12 protein-coding genes are annotated in these 14,278 nt (G+C 69.8%); all 12 read left to right on the top strand.

The annotated features are described in order from the left end of the window. Positions 1-4: 4 nt before the first annotated feature. Positions 5-730 (top strand): RNA methyltransferase, encoded by a 726-nt coding sequence (locus VM938_16270; GenBank protein ID HVF76593.1) that lies wholly within the window; start codon positions 5-7, stop codon positions 728-730. Next, on the top strand, positions 727-1,773 hold the full coding sequence (locus VM938_16275) for a PAS domain-containing sensor histidine kinase (GenBank protein HVF76594.1): 1,047 nt from the start codon (positions 727-729) through the stop codon (positions 1,771-1,773). The genes VM938_16270 and VM938_16275 overlap by 4 nt, the downstream gene beginning before the upstream one ends. Before the next feature lie 11 nt (positions 1,774-1,784). Continuing rightward, the gene (gene pheS, locus VM938_16280; GenBank protein HVF76595.1) at positions 1,785-2,822 is read left to right on the top strand and encodes a phenylalanine--tRNA ligase subunit alpha; all 1,038 of its coding nucleotides are present in this window, start codon (positions 1,785-1,787) and stop codon (positions 2,820-2,822) included. 96 nt (positions 2,823-2,918) lie between these two features. After that, positions 2,919-5,267 carry a phenylalanine--tRNA ligase subunit beta gene (pheT, locus tag VM938_16285; protein HVF76596.1) on the top strand — a complete coding sequence of 783 codons (2,349 nt, stop codon included), beginning with the start codon at positions 2,919-2,921 and terminating at the stop codon, positions 5,265-5,267. Between the two features lie 101 nt (positions 5,268-5,368). Continuing rightward, positions 5,369-7,561, top strand: coding sequence for an MMPL family transporter (locus VM938_16290; GenBank protein HVF76597.1), 2,193 nt, complete (start codon positions 5,369-5,371; stop codon positions 7,559-7,561). Between the two features lie 34 nt (positions 7,562-7,595). Further along, positions 7,596-8,606 (top strand): N-acetyl-gamma-glutamyl-phosphate reductase, encoded by a 1,011-nt coding sequence (argC, locus tag VM938_16295; protein HVF76598.1) that lies wholly within the window; start codon positions 7,596-7,598, stop codon positions 8,604-8,606. Further along, on the top strand, positions 8,607-9,770 hold the full coding sequence (argJ, locus tag VM938_16300; protein HVF76599.1) for a bifunctional glutamate N-acetyltransferase/amino-acid acetyltransferase ArgJ: 1,164 nt from the start codon (positions 8,607-8,609) through the stop codon (positions 9,768-9,770). It begins immediately after the preceding gene. After that, positions 9,771-10,619: an acetylglutamate kinase gene (gene argB / locus VM938_16305; GenBank protein ID HVF76600.1), complete on the top strand. Its 849-nt coding sequence runs from the start codon at positions 9,771-9,773 to the stop codon at positions 10,617-10,619. Beyond that, a complete protein-coding gene (locus VM938_16310) occupies positions 10,620-11,762 on the top strand; it encodes an acetylornithine transaminase (GenBank protein HVF76601.1) in 1,143 nt (380 codons plus the stop codon). Continuing rightward, entirely contained in the window at positions 11,759-12,625 is an 867-nt protein-coding gene (locus tag VM938_16315) for an ornithine carbamoyltransferase (GenBank protein ID HVF76602.1), read from the top strand. Before VM938_16310 ends, VM938_16315 begins: the two co-directional genes overlap by 4 nt. Next, a complete protein-coding gene (argR, locus tag VM938_16320; protein HVF76603.1) occupies positions 12,622-13,089 on the top strand; it encodes an arginine repressor in 468 nt (155 codons plus the stop codon). Before VM938_16315 ends, argR begins: the two co-directional genes overlap by 4 nt. Positions 13,090-13,145: 56 nt before the next feature. Next, positions 13,146-14,278: argininosuccinate synthase (locus tag VM938_16325; protein HVF76604.1), on the top strand; the 1,133-nt coding region annotated here is incomplete at its 3' end.

Consider the following 14,278-nt stretch of genomic DNA (forward strand, 5'->3'; position numbering starts at 1 on the left):
CCTCGTGGGGCGCCGCAGTGCGCGTGCGGCCGAGCGTGTCTTCGTCGTCGAAGGGGCCAAGGTCCTCTCCGAGGCGATCGTCGCGGGCGTGCCCGTCGAGGGCGTCTACGTCACCGCCGACGCCCCGCCCGACGTGCTCGAACTGGCCGACGCCACCAAGGCCCGTGTGCACGTGCTCGCCCAAGGCGTCATGGAACGAGTGGCCGACACCGTGACGCCTCAGCCCGTCATGGCCGTGGTGCCCTATGTCGACGTCGAGCTCGACAGCCTGCAGGACGCTACGTTCCTCGTCGTGTGCGTCGATGTGCGTGACCCGGGCAACGCCGGGACCGTCCTGCGCAGTGCCGAAGCTGCCGGTGCCGACGGGGTAGTCTGCTGCGGCGGATCGGTCGACATGTACAACCCGAAAACGGTACGAGCGTCGGCCGGCACGTTGTTCCACGTCCCTGTCGTGGCGGGAGGCGACCCCGTGGAGATGCTCCAACGCATCGGCGGTTGGGGAGTACGTCGCCTGGGCACGGCGGCGCACTCCGGCGCGGACTACGTCTCGCTCGACCTCACCCAGCCGGTGGCATTCGTGCTCGGCAACGAGGCCAACGGGCTGCCCCCCGAAGTCGACGCCTCCCTCGACGAGCGCCTCACCATCCCCATGGCGGGCCGGGCCGAGTCGTTGAACGTGGGCATGGCCGCCGCCGTCCTCTGCTTCGAAGCGGCGAGGCAACGGCGATGATCGACCTCCTGCCCGACGCCGTCCTGCGCCTCGACGGCGAGCGCCGCATCGTCGATGCCAACGAAGCGGCCACCACCCTCACCGGCTACGACCGGGAGGCGCTGCTGGGCCAGCCGTGTGGCGACTTCCTCGACGTGCGCAGCAAGAACGGCCACCCGCTGCTCAACGGCGACTGGCACCCCTCTGCATACCTGCGCTCGGTGCGCCTGGTCCCCGAGCAAGAGGTGACGATCCGCCGGGCCGACGGCACCGATGTCGCCACCCACGTCACCGGCCGCTACCAACGGCGCGCCGATGGCGGCGTCGACGGCGCCGTGCTCGTCCTGCGCCCCGCCGGCTCCCGCCGCCACCAAGCGGCCACCGGCATCGAGATCGTCTCGACGGTCAGCCATGAGCTGCGCTCGCCGCTCACCTCGGTCAAGGGCTACACCAGCCTCCTGCTCAACCGCTGGGACCGCCTGCGCGACGACCAGAAGAAGATGATGCTCGAGCAGGTCAACCACGACGCGGATCGGGTGACCCGGCTCATCACCGAACTGCTCGACATCAGCCGCTTGGAATCGGGCCGCCTGGTGCTCCGCAGGCAGATGGTCGACCTCAAGGCGCTGGCCGCCAGCGTGGTCGAGAAGGTGCACATGGAGTACCCCGACCTCGAAGCCACCGTCGCCTTCCCCGACGACGTGCCCGCCGTCTACGCCGACCCCGACAAGATCGTGCAGGTCCTCACCAACTTGGTCGAGAACGCCTGCAAGTACGGGTCGCCCAAGGGGCTGCTGGTCGAAGCCGACGTGGCCGAGCACGAAGTGGCCGTCGCCGTGCGCGACCGCGGCGAAGGCATACCGGAGACCGACGTGTCGAAGATCTTCACCAAGTTCTTCCGCCGGGCCGAGACCAAGCCCACCGGCTCCGGCTTGGGCCTGTGGATCAGCCGGGGCCTGGTGGAAGCCCACGGCGGCCGCCTCACCGCCGAGTCAATTCCCGGCGAGGGTTCGACGTTCCGCTTTACGCTGCCGCTGCACGCATTCGAAGACCTGCACGCGTAAGAAGGACTGTCGTGGACACCGCCGAGATCGCGCTCATCGAGAAGGACGGGCTGGCCCGCATCACCTCGGCCACGTCGCTCGACGAGCTGCGCGCCACCGAAGCCGAGGTGCTCGGCAAGCGCTCGGCCGTGGCGCAGCTCAACACCCGCCTCGGCTCGCTCGCCCCGGAAGAGCGCAAGGCCGTGGGGCAGCTCATCAACGAGGCCCGCAGCCGCCTGCAGGCCGCGGCCGACGAGCACCGGGCGGCCATGGCCGTCGAGGAACGTCGCCGTCGCCTCGAAGCCGAACGCCTCGACCTCACCGAGGTGCTGCCCGGCCCGCCCACCCGAGGCCACCTGAGCCTCATCACCCAGACCCGCGACGAACTCGAAGACGTCTTCGTGGGCATGGGCTTCTCGGTGGCCGAAGGCCCGGAAGTCGAGACCGACTGGTACAACTTCGAAGCCCTCAACATCCCCAAGGCGCACCCGGCCCGCAGCGGCCACGACAGCCTCTACCTGGAGTGGGGCGAGGCCGAGTCGACGCTGCTGCGCACCCATACCTCGCCCGTGCAGATCCGGGTGATGCAGACACAGCCGCCGCCCATCTACTCGATCATGCCGGGCAAGGTGTACCGCAAGGACACCCCCGACGCCCGCCACACGCCGTCGTTCTCGCAGCTCGAAGGACTGGTGATCGACCGGGGCATCACCTTCGGCGACCTGGCGGGCATTATCGAGACGTTCACCCAGGCCTACTTCGGCCCGGGCCGCAAGGCCCGCCTGCGCCCCGCCTACTTCCCGTTCACCGAGCCGTCGGCCGAGTTCGAGGTGACGTGCACCATCTGCGCGGGGTCCGGGTGCCGCACGTGCTCGGGCACCGGCTGGATCGAGCTCGGCGGCTGCGGCATGGTCCACCCCAACGTCTTCGCCGCCGTCGGCCTCGACCCCGAGGAGTGGACGGGCTTCGCTTTCGGCTTCGGCATCGATCGCCTTGCCCAGATGCGCCACGGCATCGCCGACATGCGCGTGCTGCTCGAGAACGACATCCGCTTCATCGCCCAGTTCTGATCCGATGGCTCTTCGCCTGACGGCTCATCGCGGTGTCGGCGGGGGCCCCAACCCCGCCGACTCGACCATCCATCCACCAACGTTCGGCAGGTTCTGATGCGCGTCCCCCTTTCCTGGCTCCGAGACTTCGCGCCCTTCGAGGGCGATCCCGTCGCGCTGGGCGAGACCTTCGACGACCTCGGCATGGTGGTCGAGGGCATCGAGCGGGTGGGGGAGGGACTCGGCGGCGTCGTGGTGGCCCGGGTGCTCGACATCCAGCCCATCAAGAAGGCCGACAAGATCCGCCAGGTGCTCGTCGACGCGGGCGGCGGCGAGCCCGTGCAGGTGGTGTGCGGCGCGTGGAACTTCGACGTGGGCGCCACCGTCCCGTTCGCCACGGTGGGCGCCGTGCTGCCCGGCGACTTCGAGATCACGGCCCGCAAGATGCGCGGCGTCGACTCCTTCGGGATGATCTGCTCGGCCGCCGAGCTTCGGCTGGGCGACGAAGCGGGCGGCATCATGCTCCTGCCCGACTCGCTGGAGCCGGGCACGCCCGTGGCCGACGCACTGGGCATCGAAGCCGACGTCGTCTACGACCTGGCCATCGAGGGCAACCGGCCCGACGCCAACTGCGTGGCCGGCGTGGCCCGCGACGCCGCGGCCCGGCTGAAGCTGCCGTTCTCCATCCCCACGCCAAACGTGGCGCACCGCGCCGGCGCGGCGCAGGCCACCATCGCCGTGGAGTCGCCCGACCTGTGCCCGCGCTTCACCGCCACCGTCGTCACCGGCGTGGCCGTGCAGCCGTCGCCCGACTGGATCGCCCGGCGGCTGACGCTGGCGGGCATGCGTCCCATCAACAACATCGTCGATGCCTCCAACTACGTGATGCTGGAGTTGGGCCAGCCCACCCACCCCTACGACCTCGACGCCTTGCCCGGTGGCGGGCTGTTGGTACGTGCCGCCCGACAGGACGAGGCGGTGGTGACCCTCGACGGGGTGGAGCGCCGGTTGGGTGACGGCGACGACTGCCTCATCTGCGACGCCGAGTCCACTCCCGTTGGCATCGGCGGGATCATGGGCGGCGCCTCGTCGGAGATCACCGAGGCCACCACTCGGGTGCTGCTGGAAGCGGCGTACTTCACGCCCATGGCCATCGCCCGCACCTCGAAACGCATCGGGCTTCGCTCGGAGGCTTCGGCCCGCTTCGAGCGGGGCTGCGACCCCCTCGGCATCGAACGCAGCGTCGAGCGCTTCTGCGAGCTGCTGGGCGCCACCGAGGTGAGCGACACCCTCGACTTCTCTACGGTGCCCACCGAACGCGAGCCCATCCGCGTGCGGGTCGACCGGGTCAACGCCGTGCTCGGCACCGCCCTCGATGCGCCGACGATGGCCTCGTACCTCACGCCCATCGGTTTCCAGGCCACCGCGCACGACACCGCCGTCGACGTGGTGCCACCCTCGTTCCGCCCCGATGTCAGCCGCGAGATCGAGGTGATCGAGGAGATCGCCCGCCACCACGGCTACAGCAACATCGTCACCACCGTGCCCAGCAGCCCGTTCGTGGGCGCGCTCACCCCGTTCCAACGGGCCCGCCGCGTGCTCAAGGACGTGCTCGTCGGCGCGGGCGTCAGCGAGGCCATGTTCTCGCCGCTGTTGGCACCCGGCGACCTCGAACGGGCCGGACTGCCGGGCACGGCACTGACCGCCACCGACCCGCTGGCCCGTGAGGAGTCCGTGCTGCGCACCTCGCAGTTGCCCGGCCTGCTCAAGGCGCTGGCCGGCAACGCGTCGCACCGCAATGCCGAGGTGGCCCTGTTCGAGGTGGGCCACGTCTTCGGCATGCCTGCAGCAGGCGACCCGTTGCCCGACGAACGCGAACGGCTGGCCGTCGTCCTCGCGGGCGACGACGGCGCCCCCGCGGCCAAGCGCTTGCTCGACGGGGTGCTCTCGACGCTGCACCGAGGTGACCTCTCACTGGTGGCCGATACCACCGACGGCCTGCACCCGACGCGTACGGCGCGCATCGTCGACCGCGAGGGCGCCACCGTCGGTTGGGTGGGGGAGGTCGACCCCTCGGCGTGCGAGGCCTTCGACGTGCCCGGTCGCGTGGGCTGGCTGGAAGCCGACCTCGCCCTGCTGCTGCCGAGCGAACGCAGCTACGTGCAGTCGCAGGTCGTGTCCAAGCTGCCGTCGAGCGACATCGACTTGGCTTTCGTGGTGCCCGACGGCGTGGCCGCGGCGGCCGTCGAGGCGACGCTGCGGGAAACGGGCGGCGAGCTGCTCGTCGACCTCCGCCTGTTCGACGTCTACCGCGGTGCCCACCTGGCCGAGGGCACCCGGAGCCTGGCCTACCGACTGCGGTTCCAGTCGCTCGACCGCACCTTGAACGAGAGCGACCTGGCCGAGGTGCGCACCCGCTGCATTGCCGCCGTCGAGGCCGCGCACGATGCCCAACTGCGGGCCTGACCGCCGAAGTTGCCCGCACATCGCGCCGTAAAGCGGCGCGATCGGTACACAACCTCCTCGCGGTCCGACGGCGGTCGGCGCGCGTCTGCTTGTCTAGGGACGTGACCACCGCTTCCACGTCAGGGCTCGTCCGTCTCGCCGCTTGGTCGTACCGTCGTCGGCGGCTTGTCGTCGCCCTCTGGATCCTGCTGTTCGTCGGCGGATCGGTCTTGGCGCAACGCTTCGGCGGCGACAACGAGTTCACGTTCGCCACGCCGGGCAGCGAGTCGCAGGCAGCCCAGGACCTCCTCAAGGCCCGTTTCCCCACGCGCGCCGGCGACGACATCGACATCGTGGTGGAAGCCCCGGGCGGGGTCCGTGCCGGTGACGTGCGGCGCGACTTCGAGGCGTTCCTCGACCGGCTCCGGGGCGTCGAGCACGTCGATGCCATCGAGTCGCCGTACGGAGCCGAAGGCGCCCCCCGCATCTCCCGCGACGGCACCATCGCCTACGCCACCGCGCACCTCGACGTGCCCGCCGACCGGTTCCCCATCGAGACAGCCAAAGGCGTCATCGCCATGGCGCACGACAGCAGCAGGCCGGGGCTGCGCTTCGAGTTGTCGGGCATGCCCATTGCACCGGCGCAGCAGAGCGAGTTCAGCTCGGAAGGTATCGGGCTCCTCGTGGCCGCCCTCATCCTGCTCATCAGCTTCGGGTCGTTGCTCGCCATGGGCATGCCGTTGCTGGTGGCGGTGTTCGGCCTCGGCATCGGCGCCTCGCTGATCGCGCTGTTGTCGAACGTCCTCGAAGTGCCCGACTTTGCGCCGCAGGTGGCGGCCATGATCGGCATCGGCGTGGGCATCGACTATGTGCTCTTCATCGTCACGCGCTACCGAGCCACGCTCCAAGCAGGACGAGATCCGCACGACGCCGTCATCATCGCCATGGCCACGGCCGGGCGTGCCGTGCTCTTCGCGGGCTGCACGGTGATCGTGTCGTTGCTCGGCTTGTTCGTGATGAACCTGGGCTTCCTCCGGGGGCTGGCGGTGAGCGCGGTGTGCACGGTGCTCGTCGTCATGCTCGCCTCGATGACGTTCCTGCCCGCCCTGCTCGGGTTCGTCGGGCGCAAGATCGACAGCTTGCGGGTGCCGTTCGTGAAGCCCCGCACCGCCGGTGACCGCACTGCCTTGTCGTACCGGTGGAGTCGCGTGGTGCAGCGCTATCCCTGGCCCGCCGCCGTGATCTGCCTGCTCGTACTGCTGGCGCTGGCCGCCCCGGCGCTGAGCATGCGCTTCGGCTTTCCCGACGCGGGCAACGACCCCGAGGAGTTCACCACCCGCCAGTCGTACGACCTGTTGACCAAGGGGTTCGGCGCGGGCTTCAGCGGCCCGCTGATCCTGGTGGCCGAGTCCACCTCACCGGGCCGGCCCGTCGACCTACAGGCGCTCGGCGCCGTGCAGCGCACAGTGTCGGGCGTGCCCGGCATCGCCTTCGTCGCTCCGCCACAGCCGAGCCCCGACGGCACCGTCGCCTTGGTCGCCGCCTTCGCCACCACGTCGCCGCAGGACGAGGCCACCGAGGACCTGGTCGACCACCTGCGCAGCGACGTGCTGCCGCGGGCTGAAGGCGTGCGAGTGTTGATGACGGGCCCGACGGCCGGCGCCATCGACGCCAACCGCTACGTGGCCGACCGCCTTCCCCTGTTCATCGGCGCGGTGATCCTGCTGTCGTTCCTGCTGCTGATGGTGGTGTTCCACTCGCTGCTGGTGCCGTTGAAGGCCGCCATCATGAACGTCCTGTCGATCGGCGCTGCCTACGGCGTGGTGGCCTTGGCCGTGCAGGGCGGCTGGTTCGGCTCGTTGTTCGGCATCACCGAAGCCGTGCCGGTGCCGAGCTTCATCCCCATGATGATGTTCGCCATCCTCTTCGGCCTCTCCATGGACTACGAGGTCTTCCTGCTGTCGCGCATCCGGGAGGAGTACGTGCGCACGGGCGACAACACGGCGGCCGTGGCCGACGGCCTCGCCGCCACCGCTCGGGTGATCACCGCGGCGGCCGCCATCATGATCTCGGTGTTCCTGGCCTTCGTCCTGGGCGACATCGTGTTCCTCAAGATGATCGGCATCGGCATGGCGACGGCGATCTTCGTCGATGCCACCCTGGTGCGGATGGTGCTCGTCCCGTCCACCATGGAGTTGCTGGGCAACGCCAACTGGTGGCTGCCCGGCTGGCTGGCACGGGTCCTTCCCAACGTGCACGTCGAAGCCGAGGTGTCGGAGCTGGAAGGGGAGTTGGGCGAGCCCGTCCCTGCTTGAATGATTATGCAGCAGTGTGTATAGTAGCCGGGCTATGGCGATTCGGGTCGGCATCTTCGGTGCCTCGGGCTACACGGGTGCGGAGCTGCTGCGGCTCTGCGCGTCGCACCCCGACTTCGAGGTGGCGTTGGCGACGGCCGACAGCCAGGTGGGCACCCGTGCTGCCGACCTCTATCCCAGCCTGGCCGCCGCCTACCCCGACCTGGTGTTCGCCGAGCCCGACCCGGCCGCCGCTGACGGGATCGACCTCGCCTTCTTGGCCTTGCCCCACGGCGCCTCGCAGCACCTGGTGGCCGACGTGCGCAAGCGGGTGGCGCACATCGTCGACCTGGCCGCCGACTTCCGGCTGAAGGACGCTTCGTTGTACCCGACGTGGTACGGCGAGGAGCACACCCAGCCCGCGCTCTTGGGGGAGTTCGCCTTCGGCATCCCCGAGCTGTTCCGGGAGCAGTTGGCCGGCGCGCCGCTGGTAGCCGCGGCCGGCTGTTACGTCACCGCTGCCGCGCTGGCGCTGGCGCCGTTGGTCCGCAACGGTGCGATCGAGCCGACCGGCGTGGTCGTCGACGCCGCCAGTGGGGTGTCGGGCGCGGGCCGCACGCCCAAGCACGGCACCCACTTCGGCACGGCCAACGAGGACTTCACCGCCTACGGGCTGCTCAACCACCGGCACACGCCGGAGATCGAGCAGGCCACCGGCGCCCAGGTGCTGTTCACCCCCCACCTGGCGCCCATGACCCGGGGCATCCTCGCCACCTGTTACGCCCGGCCTGCTGGGTCCACCGACCCGTTGGCCGTGCTGCGGGAGTTCTACGCCGATGAGCCCTTCGTCGTGGTGGGGGATGCGCCGCCGTCGACCAAGGCCACGCTTGGGTCCAACACCGCCCACCTCACGGCCCGCTACGACGACCGCACCGGGTGGGTGGTCGTTCTCGCTGCCCTCGACAACTTGGTGAAGGGCGCGTCGGGCCAAGCAGTGCAATGCGCCAACCTCGCCCTCGGCCTGCCGGAAACCACCGGCCTCCCCATCGTGGGGGTCTACCCCTAAATGAGCGTTACTGCCGCACAGGGGTTCGTCGCCGCGGGCATCGCCTGCGGGATCAAGGAATCGGGCGCGCCCGACCTGGCGCTGGTGGCCACCGACGACGGCAGGCCGGTGCCCGCCGCCGCCGTGTTCACCGCCAACAAGGCCAAAGCGGCGCCCGTGCAGGTGAGTGCCGCCCACCTCGCGGCCACCGGAGGCCAGGCCGCGGCCGTCGTGCTCAACAGCGGCAATGCCAACGCGGCGACCGGCGACGAGGGCCGGGCCACCGCCGAGCGCATGACGGCACTGGTGGCCCGGGAGCTCGGCTGCGACGCGACGCACGTGCTCGTCTGCTCCACCGGCCTCATCGGCATCCCGCTGCCGTTGGCGCCGATCGAGAAGGGCATGGCCCCGCTGGCTGCTGCCCGCGCCGCCGCAGGCGGGCCCGACGCCGCCCGGGCGATCATGACCACCGACACCCATCCCAAGGAAGTGGTCGTCTCCGCCAACGGCATCACCGTGGGCGGCATGGCCAAGGGCGCCGCCATGCTCGCCCCCAACATGGCGACGATGCTGGCCGTGCTGACCACCGATGCGGTCGTCGACCCCACGGTGGCCAAAGGCCTGCTCCAGCACGCAGTGGCGCACTCGTTCAACACACTGTCGGTCGACGGGTGCACCTCGACCAACGACACCGTGATCGTGCTGGCCAACGGCCGGTCGGGGGTGTCCGACGACGCCGCCCTGCGCGACCTGCTCACCGAGGCGTGCAGCAACCTGGCCGCCCAGATGGCAGGCGACGCCGAAGGCGCCACCAAGGTCGTGCACGTCACCGTCACCGGTGCCCGCGATGACGCCCAAGCTGCCGCTGCCGCCCGCAAGATCGCCGAGAGCCAGTTGGTGAAGTGCTCGTTCTACGGCGAGGACCCCTACTGGGGACGGGTGGTGAGCGAGGCCGGCTCGGCGGGCGTCGACTTCGACCCGGACGCGGTCAGCGTCACCTACGGCGACGTCACCGTCTGTCGCAACGGCGTCGAGATCGACCACGACGCGGCAGCCGTGAAAGCCCATCTCACCCAGCGAGACGTGCGTCTCACCGTTGACCTCGCCTTGGGCGACGGCAAGGGCAGCGTCCTCACCAACGACCTCACCCACGCCTACATCGACGAGAACATGAGGACGAGCTAAGTGGACGCGCACGAAAAAGCGGGCGTCCTCATCGAAGCGCTTCCGTACATCCGCCGCTTCTGGCGCAAGGTGGTGGTGGTCAAGTACGGCGGCAACGCCATCGGCGACGACCAGTCGCTGGCGTCGTTTGCCGAGGACGTCGTCCTCATGCGCGCCGTGGGCATGCGCCCCGTCGTCGTGCACGGCGGCGGCCCCCAGATCGGTGACCTGATGAACCGATTGGGCAAGGTGGCCGAGTTCCGCGACGGCCTCCGGGTCACCGACGCCGAAACCCTCGACATTGCCCGCATGGTGCTCGTGGGCAAGGTCAACCGCGACATCGTGACGGCGATCAACGCCCACGGCCCGCTGGCCGTCGGCCTCTCGGGGGAGGACGCAGGCTTCATCCGGGCCAGCGCCAAGTCGCCCGAGCTCGGCTTCGTGGGCAACGTCACCGACGTCGACGCCGGGATCGTCGAACGGTTGCTGGCCCAGGACCTCATCCCCATCGTCGCCACCATCGGCAGCGACGACGCGGGCCAGGCTTACAACATCAACGCCGACACCGCCGCCGGTGCCATCGCCGCCGCCCTGCAGGCGGAGAAGCTCGTCTACCTCACCAACATCGAGGGCCTGCGCCGCGACAAGGACGACCCGTCCACGCTGGTCTCGTCGCTGACCGCCGACGAGCTCGACGCCATGGTGGCCGACGGCTCCATCGTCGAAGGCATGATCCCCAAGGTGGCGTCGTGCGTGGAGGCGATCCGCGCCGGCGTCGGCGGCGCCCACATCCTCGACGGCCGCGCCCCCCACGCCCTCCTCCTCGAAGTCTTCACCGACTCCGGCATCGGCACCATGGTCAGGCCGTAGATGCCTAGCAAGCTCATGAACACCTACCCGCCGCAACCGGTGACCTTCGTCCGGGGCGAGGGCAGTTACCTGTGGGACGACGGCGGCAAGCGCTACCTCGACTTCCTGTCGGGACTGGCCGTCACCTCGCTCGGCCACGCCCACCCGGCGGTGGCCGACGCCATCTGCACCCAAGCCCGCACGCTGTTGCACGTCTCCAACCTCTACGGCACCGAGACACAACAGCGGGTGGCGGAAACCCTCGACGGCCTCCTCGGCGGCAACGGCAAGGTGTTCTTCGCCAACTCTGGCGCCGAGGCCAACGAGTGCGCCCTCAAGCTGGCCCGCAAGTGGGCGGGCCACGGCCGCTACGTCGTGGTCAGCGCCTACGGCTCCTTCCACGGGCGCACGCTGGCCACCCTGCACGCCACCGGCCAGCCCCAGAAACACGAGGCCTTCCAGCCCCTCCCGGAAGGCTTCCGCCACGTCGCCTTCAACGACGTCGACGCCCTCGAAGCCGCCCTCGACCCCACCGTGGCTGCCGTCCTGCTGGAACCGGTGCAGGGGGAGGGGGGCGTGCTGCCCGCTGACCGCGACTACATGCAAGCAGTGCGCCGGCTCTGCGACGAGCGCAACATCCTGTTCGTCGTCGACGAGGTGCAGACCGGCCTGGGCCGCACGGGCGAGTGGTTCGGCTTCCAGCACTTCGGCGTCGAACCCGACGTCGTCACCATGGCGAAGGCCCTCGGCAACGGCATGCCCATCGGCGCCTGCTGGGCCCGGGCGGAGGTGGCCGACGCGTTCCACCCCGGCGACCACGCCACCACCTACGGCGGGCAACCGCTGGCCACCGCCGCGGCGGAAGCGACCCTGCGCACCATGCAGGAGCACGATGTGCCCGCGCTGGCCACGCAACAGGGCAAGCGGCTCACCGCCGCCCTCGAAGCCCTGCCCGGCATCGACAACGTGCGCGGCCTCGGCCTGCTCGTGGCCGCCGAGCTCCAAGCCAAGGGAACGGCCAAAGACGTCGCCGCCGCCGCCCTCGGCGCAGGCCTCGTCGTCAACGCCGTCACCGACAGCGCCCTGCGCCTCGCACCGTCGCTTCTCGTGAGCGACGACGAGATCGACGAAGCGGTCGCCGTACTCGCCAAGGTCCTCGCATGACGCGCCACTTCCTCGAAGTCGACGACCTCAGCCCCGACGAGCTCGAACAAGTGCTCGCCCTCGCCGAGGTGGCGGATCCGCCCAAGGTGCTCGACGGCAAAGGCGTCGTGCTCATCTTCGAGAAGCCGTCGCTGCGCACCCGCAACAGCACGGAGATGGCAGTGGTGCAGTTGGGCGGGCACCCCGTCTCCATCAAGGGCGAGGAGATCGACCTCGAAAAGCGCGAGCCCGCGGCTGACGTGGCGCGGGTGCTGGCCCGCTACCACAGCTTCATCACCGCTCGGGTGTTCGCCCACGACACCTTGCGCCAGATGGCGGCGGTCAGCGACGTGCCCGTGGTCAACCTCCTGTCCGACGACGCCCACCCGTGCCAAGCCGTTGCCGACCTCCTCACCCTCAAGCAGCGGTGGGGGAGCCTGCAAGGCCGTTCCATCGCCTACGTGGGCGACGGCAACAACGTCTGCCGCTCGCTCGTGCGGGCCGCTCATATGGCCGGCATGGAAGCCCGGGTGGCGACGCCCGAAGGCTTCGAGCCCGACATCGACGTGCCCCTGTTCCGCGACCCCGCCGAGGCGGTCAAGGGCGTCGACGCCGTCTACACCGACGTGTGGGCGTCGATGGGCCAAGAGGGCGAGGCCGAGCAGCGCCGTCAGGCGTTCCGAGGCTTCACCGTCGACGACGCGCTGCTCGACCTGGCCGCGCCCGACGTCACGTTCCTCCACTGCCTCCCCGCCCACCGGGGCGAAGAGGTGAGCGCCGAAGCTGTCGACGGCCCCCGCAGTGCCGTGTGGCAACAGGCCGAGAACCGCATGCACGCCATGCGCGGCCTCTTCCTCTTCTTCAGCGGGGTCACGGCGGGATGAAGATGGCCAAGACGCAGCGCCAGCACCGCATCGCCCGGCTGCTGGAGGACAACGCGGTGACGAGCCAGACACAGTTGGTCGAACTGTTGGCCGCCGACGGCGTCGTCGCCACCCAAGCCACCGTCTCTCGCGACCTCGAGGAACTGGGTGCGGTGAAGGTGCGGGTGCCGGGCGGCGACACCGTCTACGCCATCCCCGAGCTGCCCAAGGACCGGGTAGCGCCGGAGGAGCACTTGCGCAGGGTGTTGGGCGACTGGGTTGTAGAAGTGGCCCATTCGGGCAACCTGGTGGTGTTGCGCACGCCGCCGGGCTCGGCGCACGTAGTGGCATCGGCCCTCGACCGGGCCGGGCTCGACGACATTCTCGGTACCGTCGCAGGTGACGACACCATCATGGTGGTGGCTTCCGAACGGACCGGTGGGACGAAAGTGGCCAAGCGCTTGTCGGCGCTGGCCGGACTCTGAGGAGCACAGTGGCAAAGCGAGTGGTGCTGGCGTACAGCGGCGGTCTCGACACCTCGGTGGCGGTCCGCTGGATGATCGAGGAGATGGGCGTGGAGGTGATCGCCTTGGCGGCCGACGTGGGCCAAGGCGGCGACTGGGACCTCATCCGCCAACGGGCGCTGGGCGCGGGCGCCGTCGAAGCCGTCGTGGTCGACTGCCGGGAGGAGTACGCCCGCGACTTCGTGGCACCCACCCTCAAGGCCAACGCCAAGTACGAGGGCAAGTACCCGCTCGTGTCCGCCCTGTCGCGGCCGGTCATCGTCAAGCACCTGGTGGAGGCTGCTCGCACCCACGGGGCGCAGGCCGTCGCCCACGGCTGCACCGGCAAGGGCAACGACCAGGTGCGCTTCGAGCTGACCTACGCGGCGTTCGCGCCGGATCTCCCCGTCATCGCGCCGTGGCGCGAGTGGGACATCCGAAGCCGCGAGGACGCCATCGCGTACGCCGAGGCGCACAACGTCCCCATCACCGCGACGAAGGAGAAGATCTACTCCCGCGATCGCAACATCTGGCACATCTCGCACGAAGGCGGAGTTCTCGAGGACCCCGCTGCTGCGCCGCCGTCGGATCTGTTCATGCTCAGCGTCTCGCCGGAGGACGCCCCGGACGAAGCCGAGGAAGTGACGATCCGGTTCGAGCGCGGGACACCCGTCGCGGTCAACGGGCGCTCGATGAACGCCGTGGGCCTGCTGTCCATGCTCAACGCGATCGGCGGCAGGCATGGCGTAGGCCGGATCGACCTTGTCGAGGATCGGCTTGTCGGAATGAAGTCGCGCGGGGTGTACGAGACGCCGGGCGGATCGCTCCTGTACGCGGCGCACAGCGAGCTCGAGCAGCTCGTGCTCGATCGTCGCACACTCGCGGCCAAGGACATCATCGCGCGCAGCTACGGCGAGCTGGTGTACGACGGTCGCTGGTGGAGCACCGAGCGCGAGGCATATGACGCCTTCGTGACCGTCACGCAGCAGCGTGTGAGCGGCGAAGTCAGGCTTCGCCTGTTCAAGGGCGCCATCTCCGTGGCCGGTCGTTCCAGCGAGTTCGCGCTGTACGACGAGCAGTTCGTCACGTTCGGCGCGGACGACGTGTACGACCAGGCGGACGCGGCCGGTTTCATCCGGCTGTACGGCCTCTCCACCAAAGTGCAGGCGCT

The sequence above is a fragment of the Acidimicrobiales bacterium genome, from assembly GCA_035536915.1.
GTDB lineage: Bacteria > Actinomycetota > Acidimicrobiia > Acidimicrobiales > JAHWLA01 > JAHWLA01.

Excerpts from the sequence above, each read along its gene's own strand:
- VM938_16275 (HVF76594.1), top strand. The coding sequence starts at position 727 with ATGATCGACCTCCTGCCCGACGCCGTCCTGCGCCTCGACGGCGAGCGC.
- pheT (HVF76596.1), top strand. The coding sequence starts at position 2,919 with ATGCGCGTCCCCCTTTCCTGGCTCCGAGACTTCGCGCCCTTCGAGGGC.
- argC (HVF76598.1), top strand. The coding sequence starts at position 7,596 with ATGGCGATTCGGGTCGGCATCTTCGGTGCCTCGGGCTACACGGGTGCG.
- argJ (HVF76599.1), top strand. The coding sequence starts at position 8,607 with ATGAGCGTTACTGCCGCACAGGGGTTCGTCGCCGCGGGCATCGCCTGC.
- VM938_16310 (HVF76601.1), top strand. The coding sequence starts at position 10,620 with ATGCCTAGCAAGCTCATGAACACCTACCCGCCGCAACCGGTGACCTTC.
- VM938_16315 (HVF76602.1), top strand. The coding sequence starts at position 11,759 with ATGACGCGCCACTTCCTCGAAGTCGACGACCTCAGCCCCGACGAGCTC.
- argR (HVF76603.1), top strand. The coding sequence starts at position 12,622 with ATGAAGATGGCCAAGACGCAGCGCCAGCACCGCATCGCCCGGCTGCTG.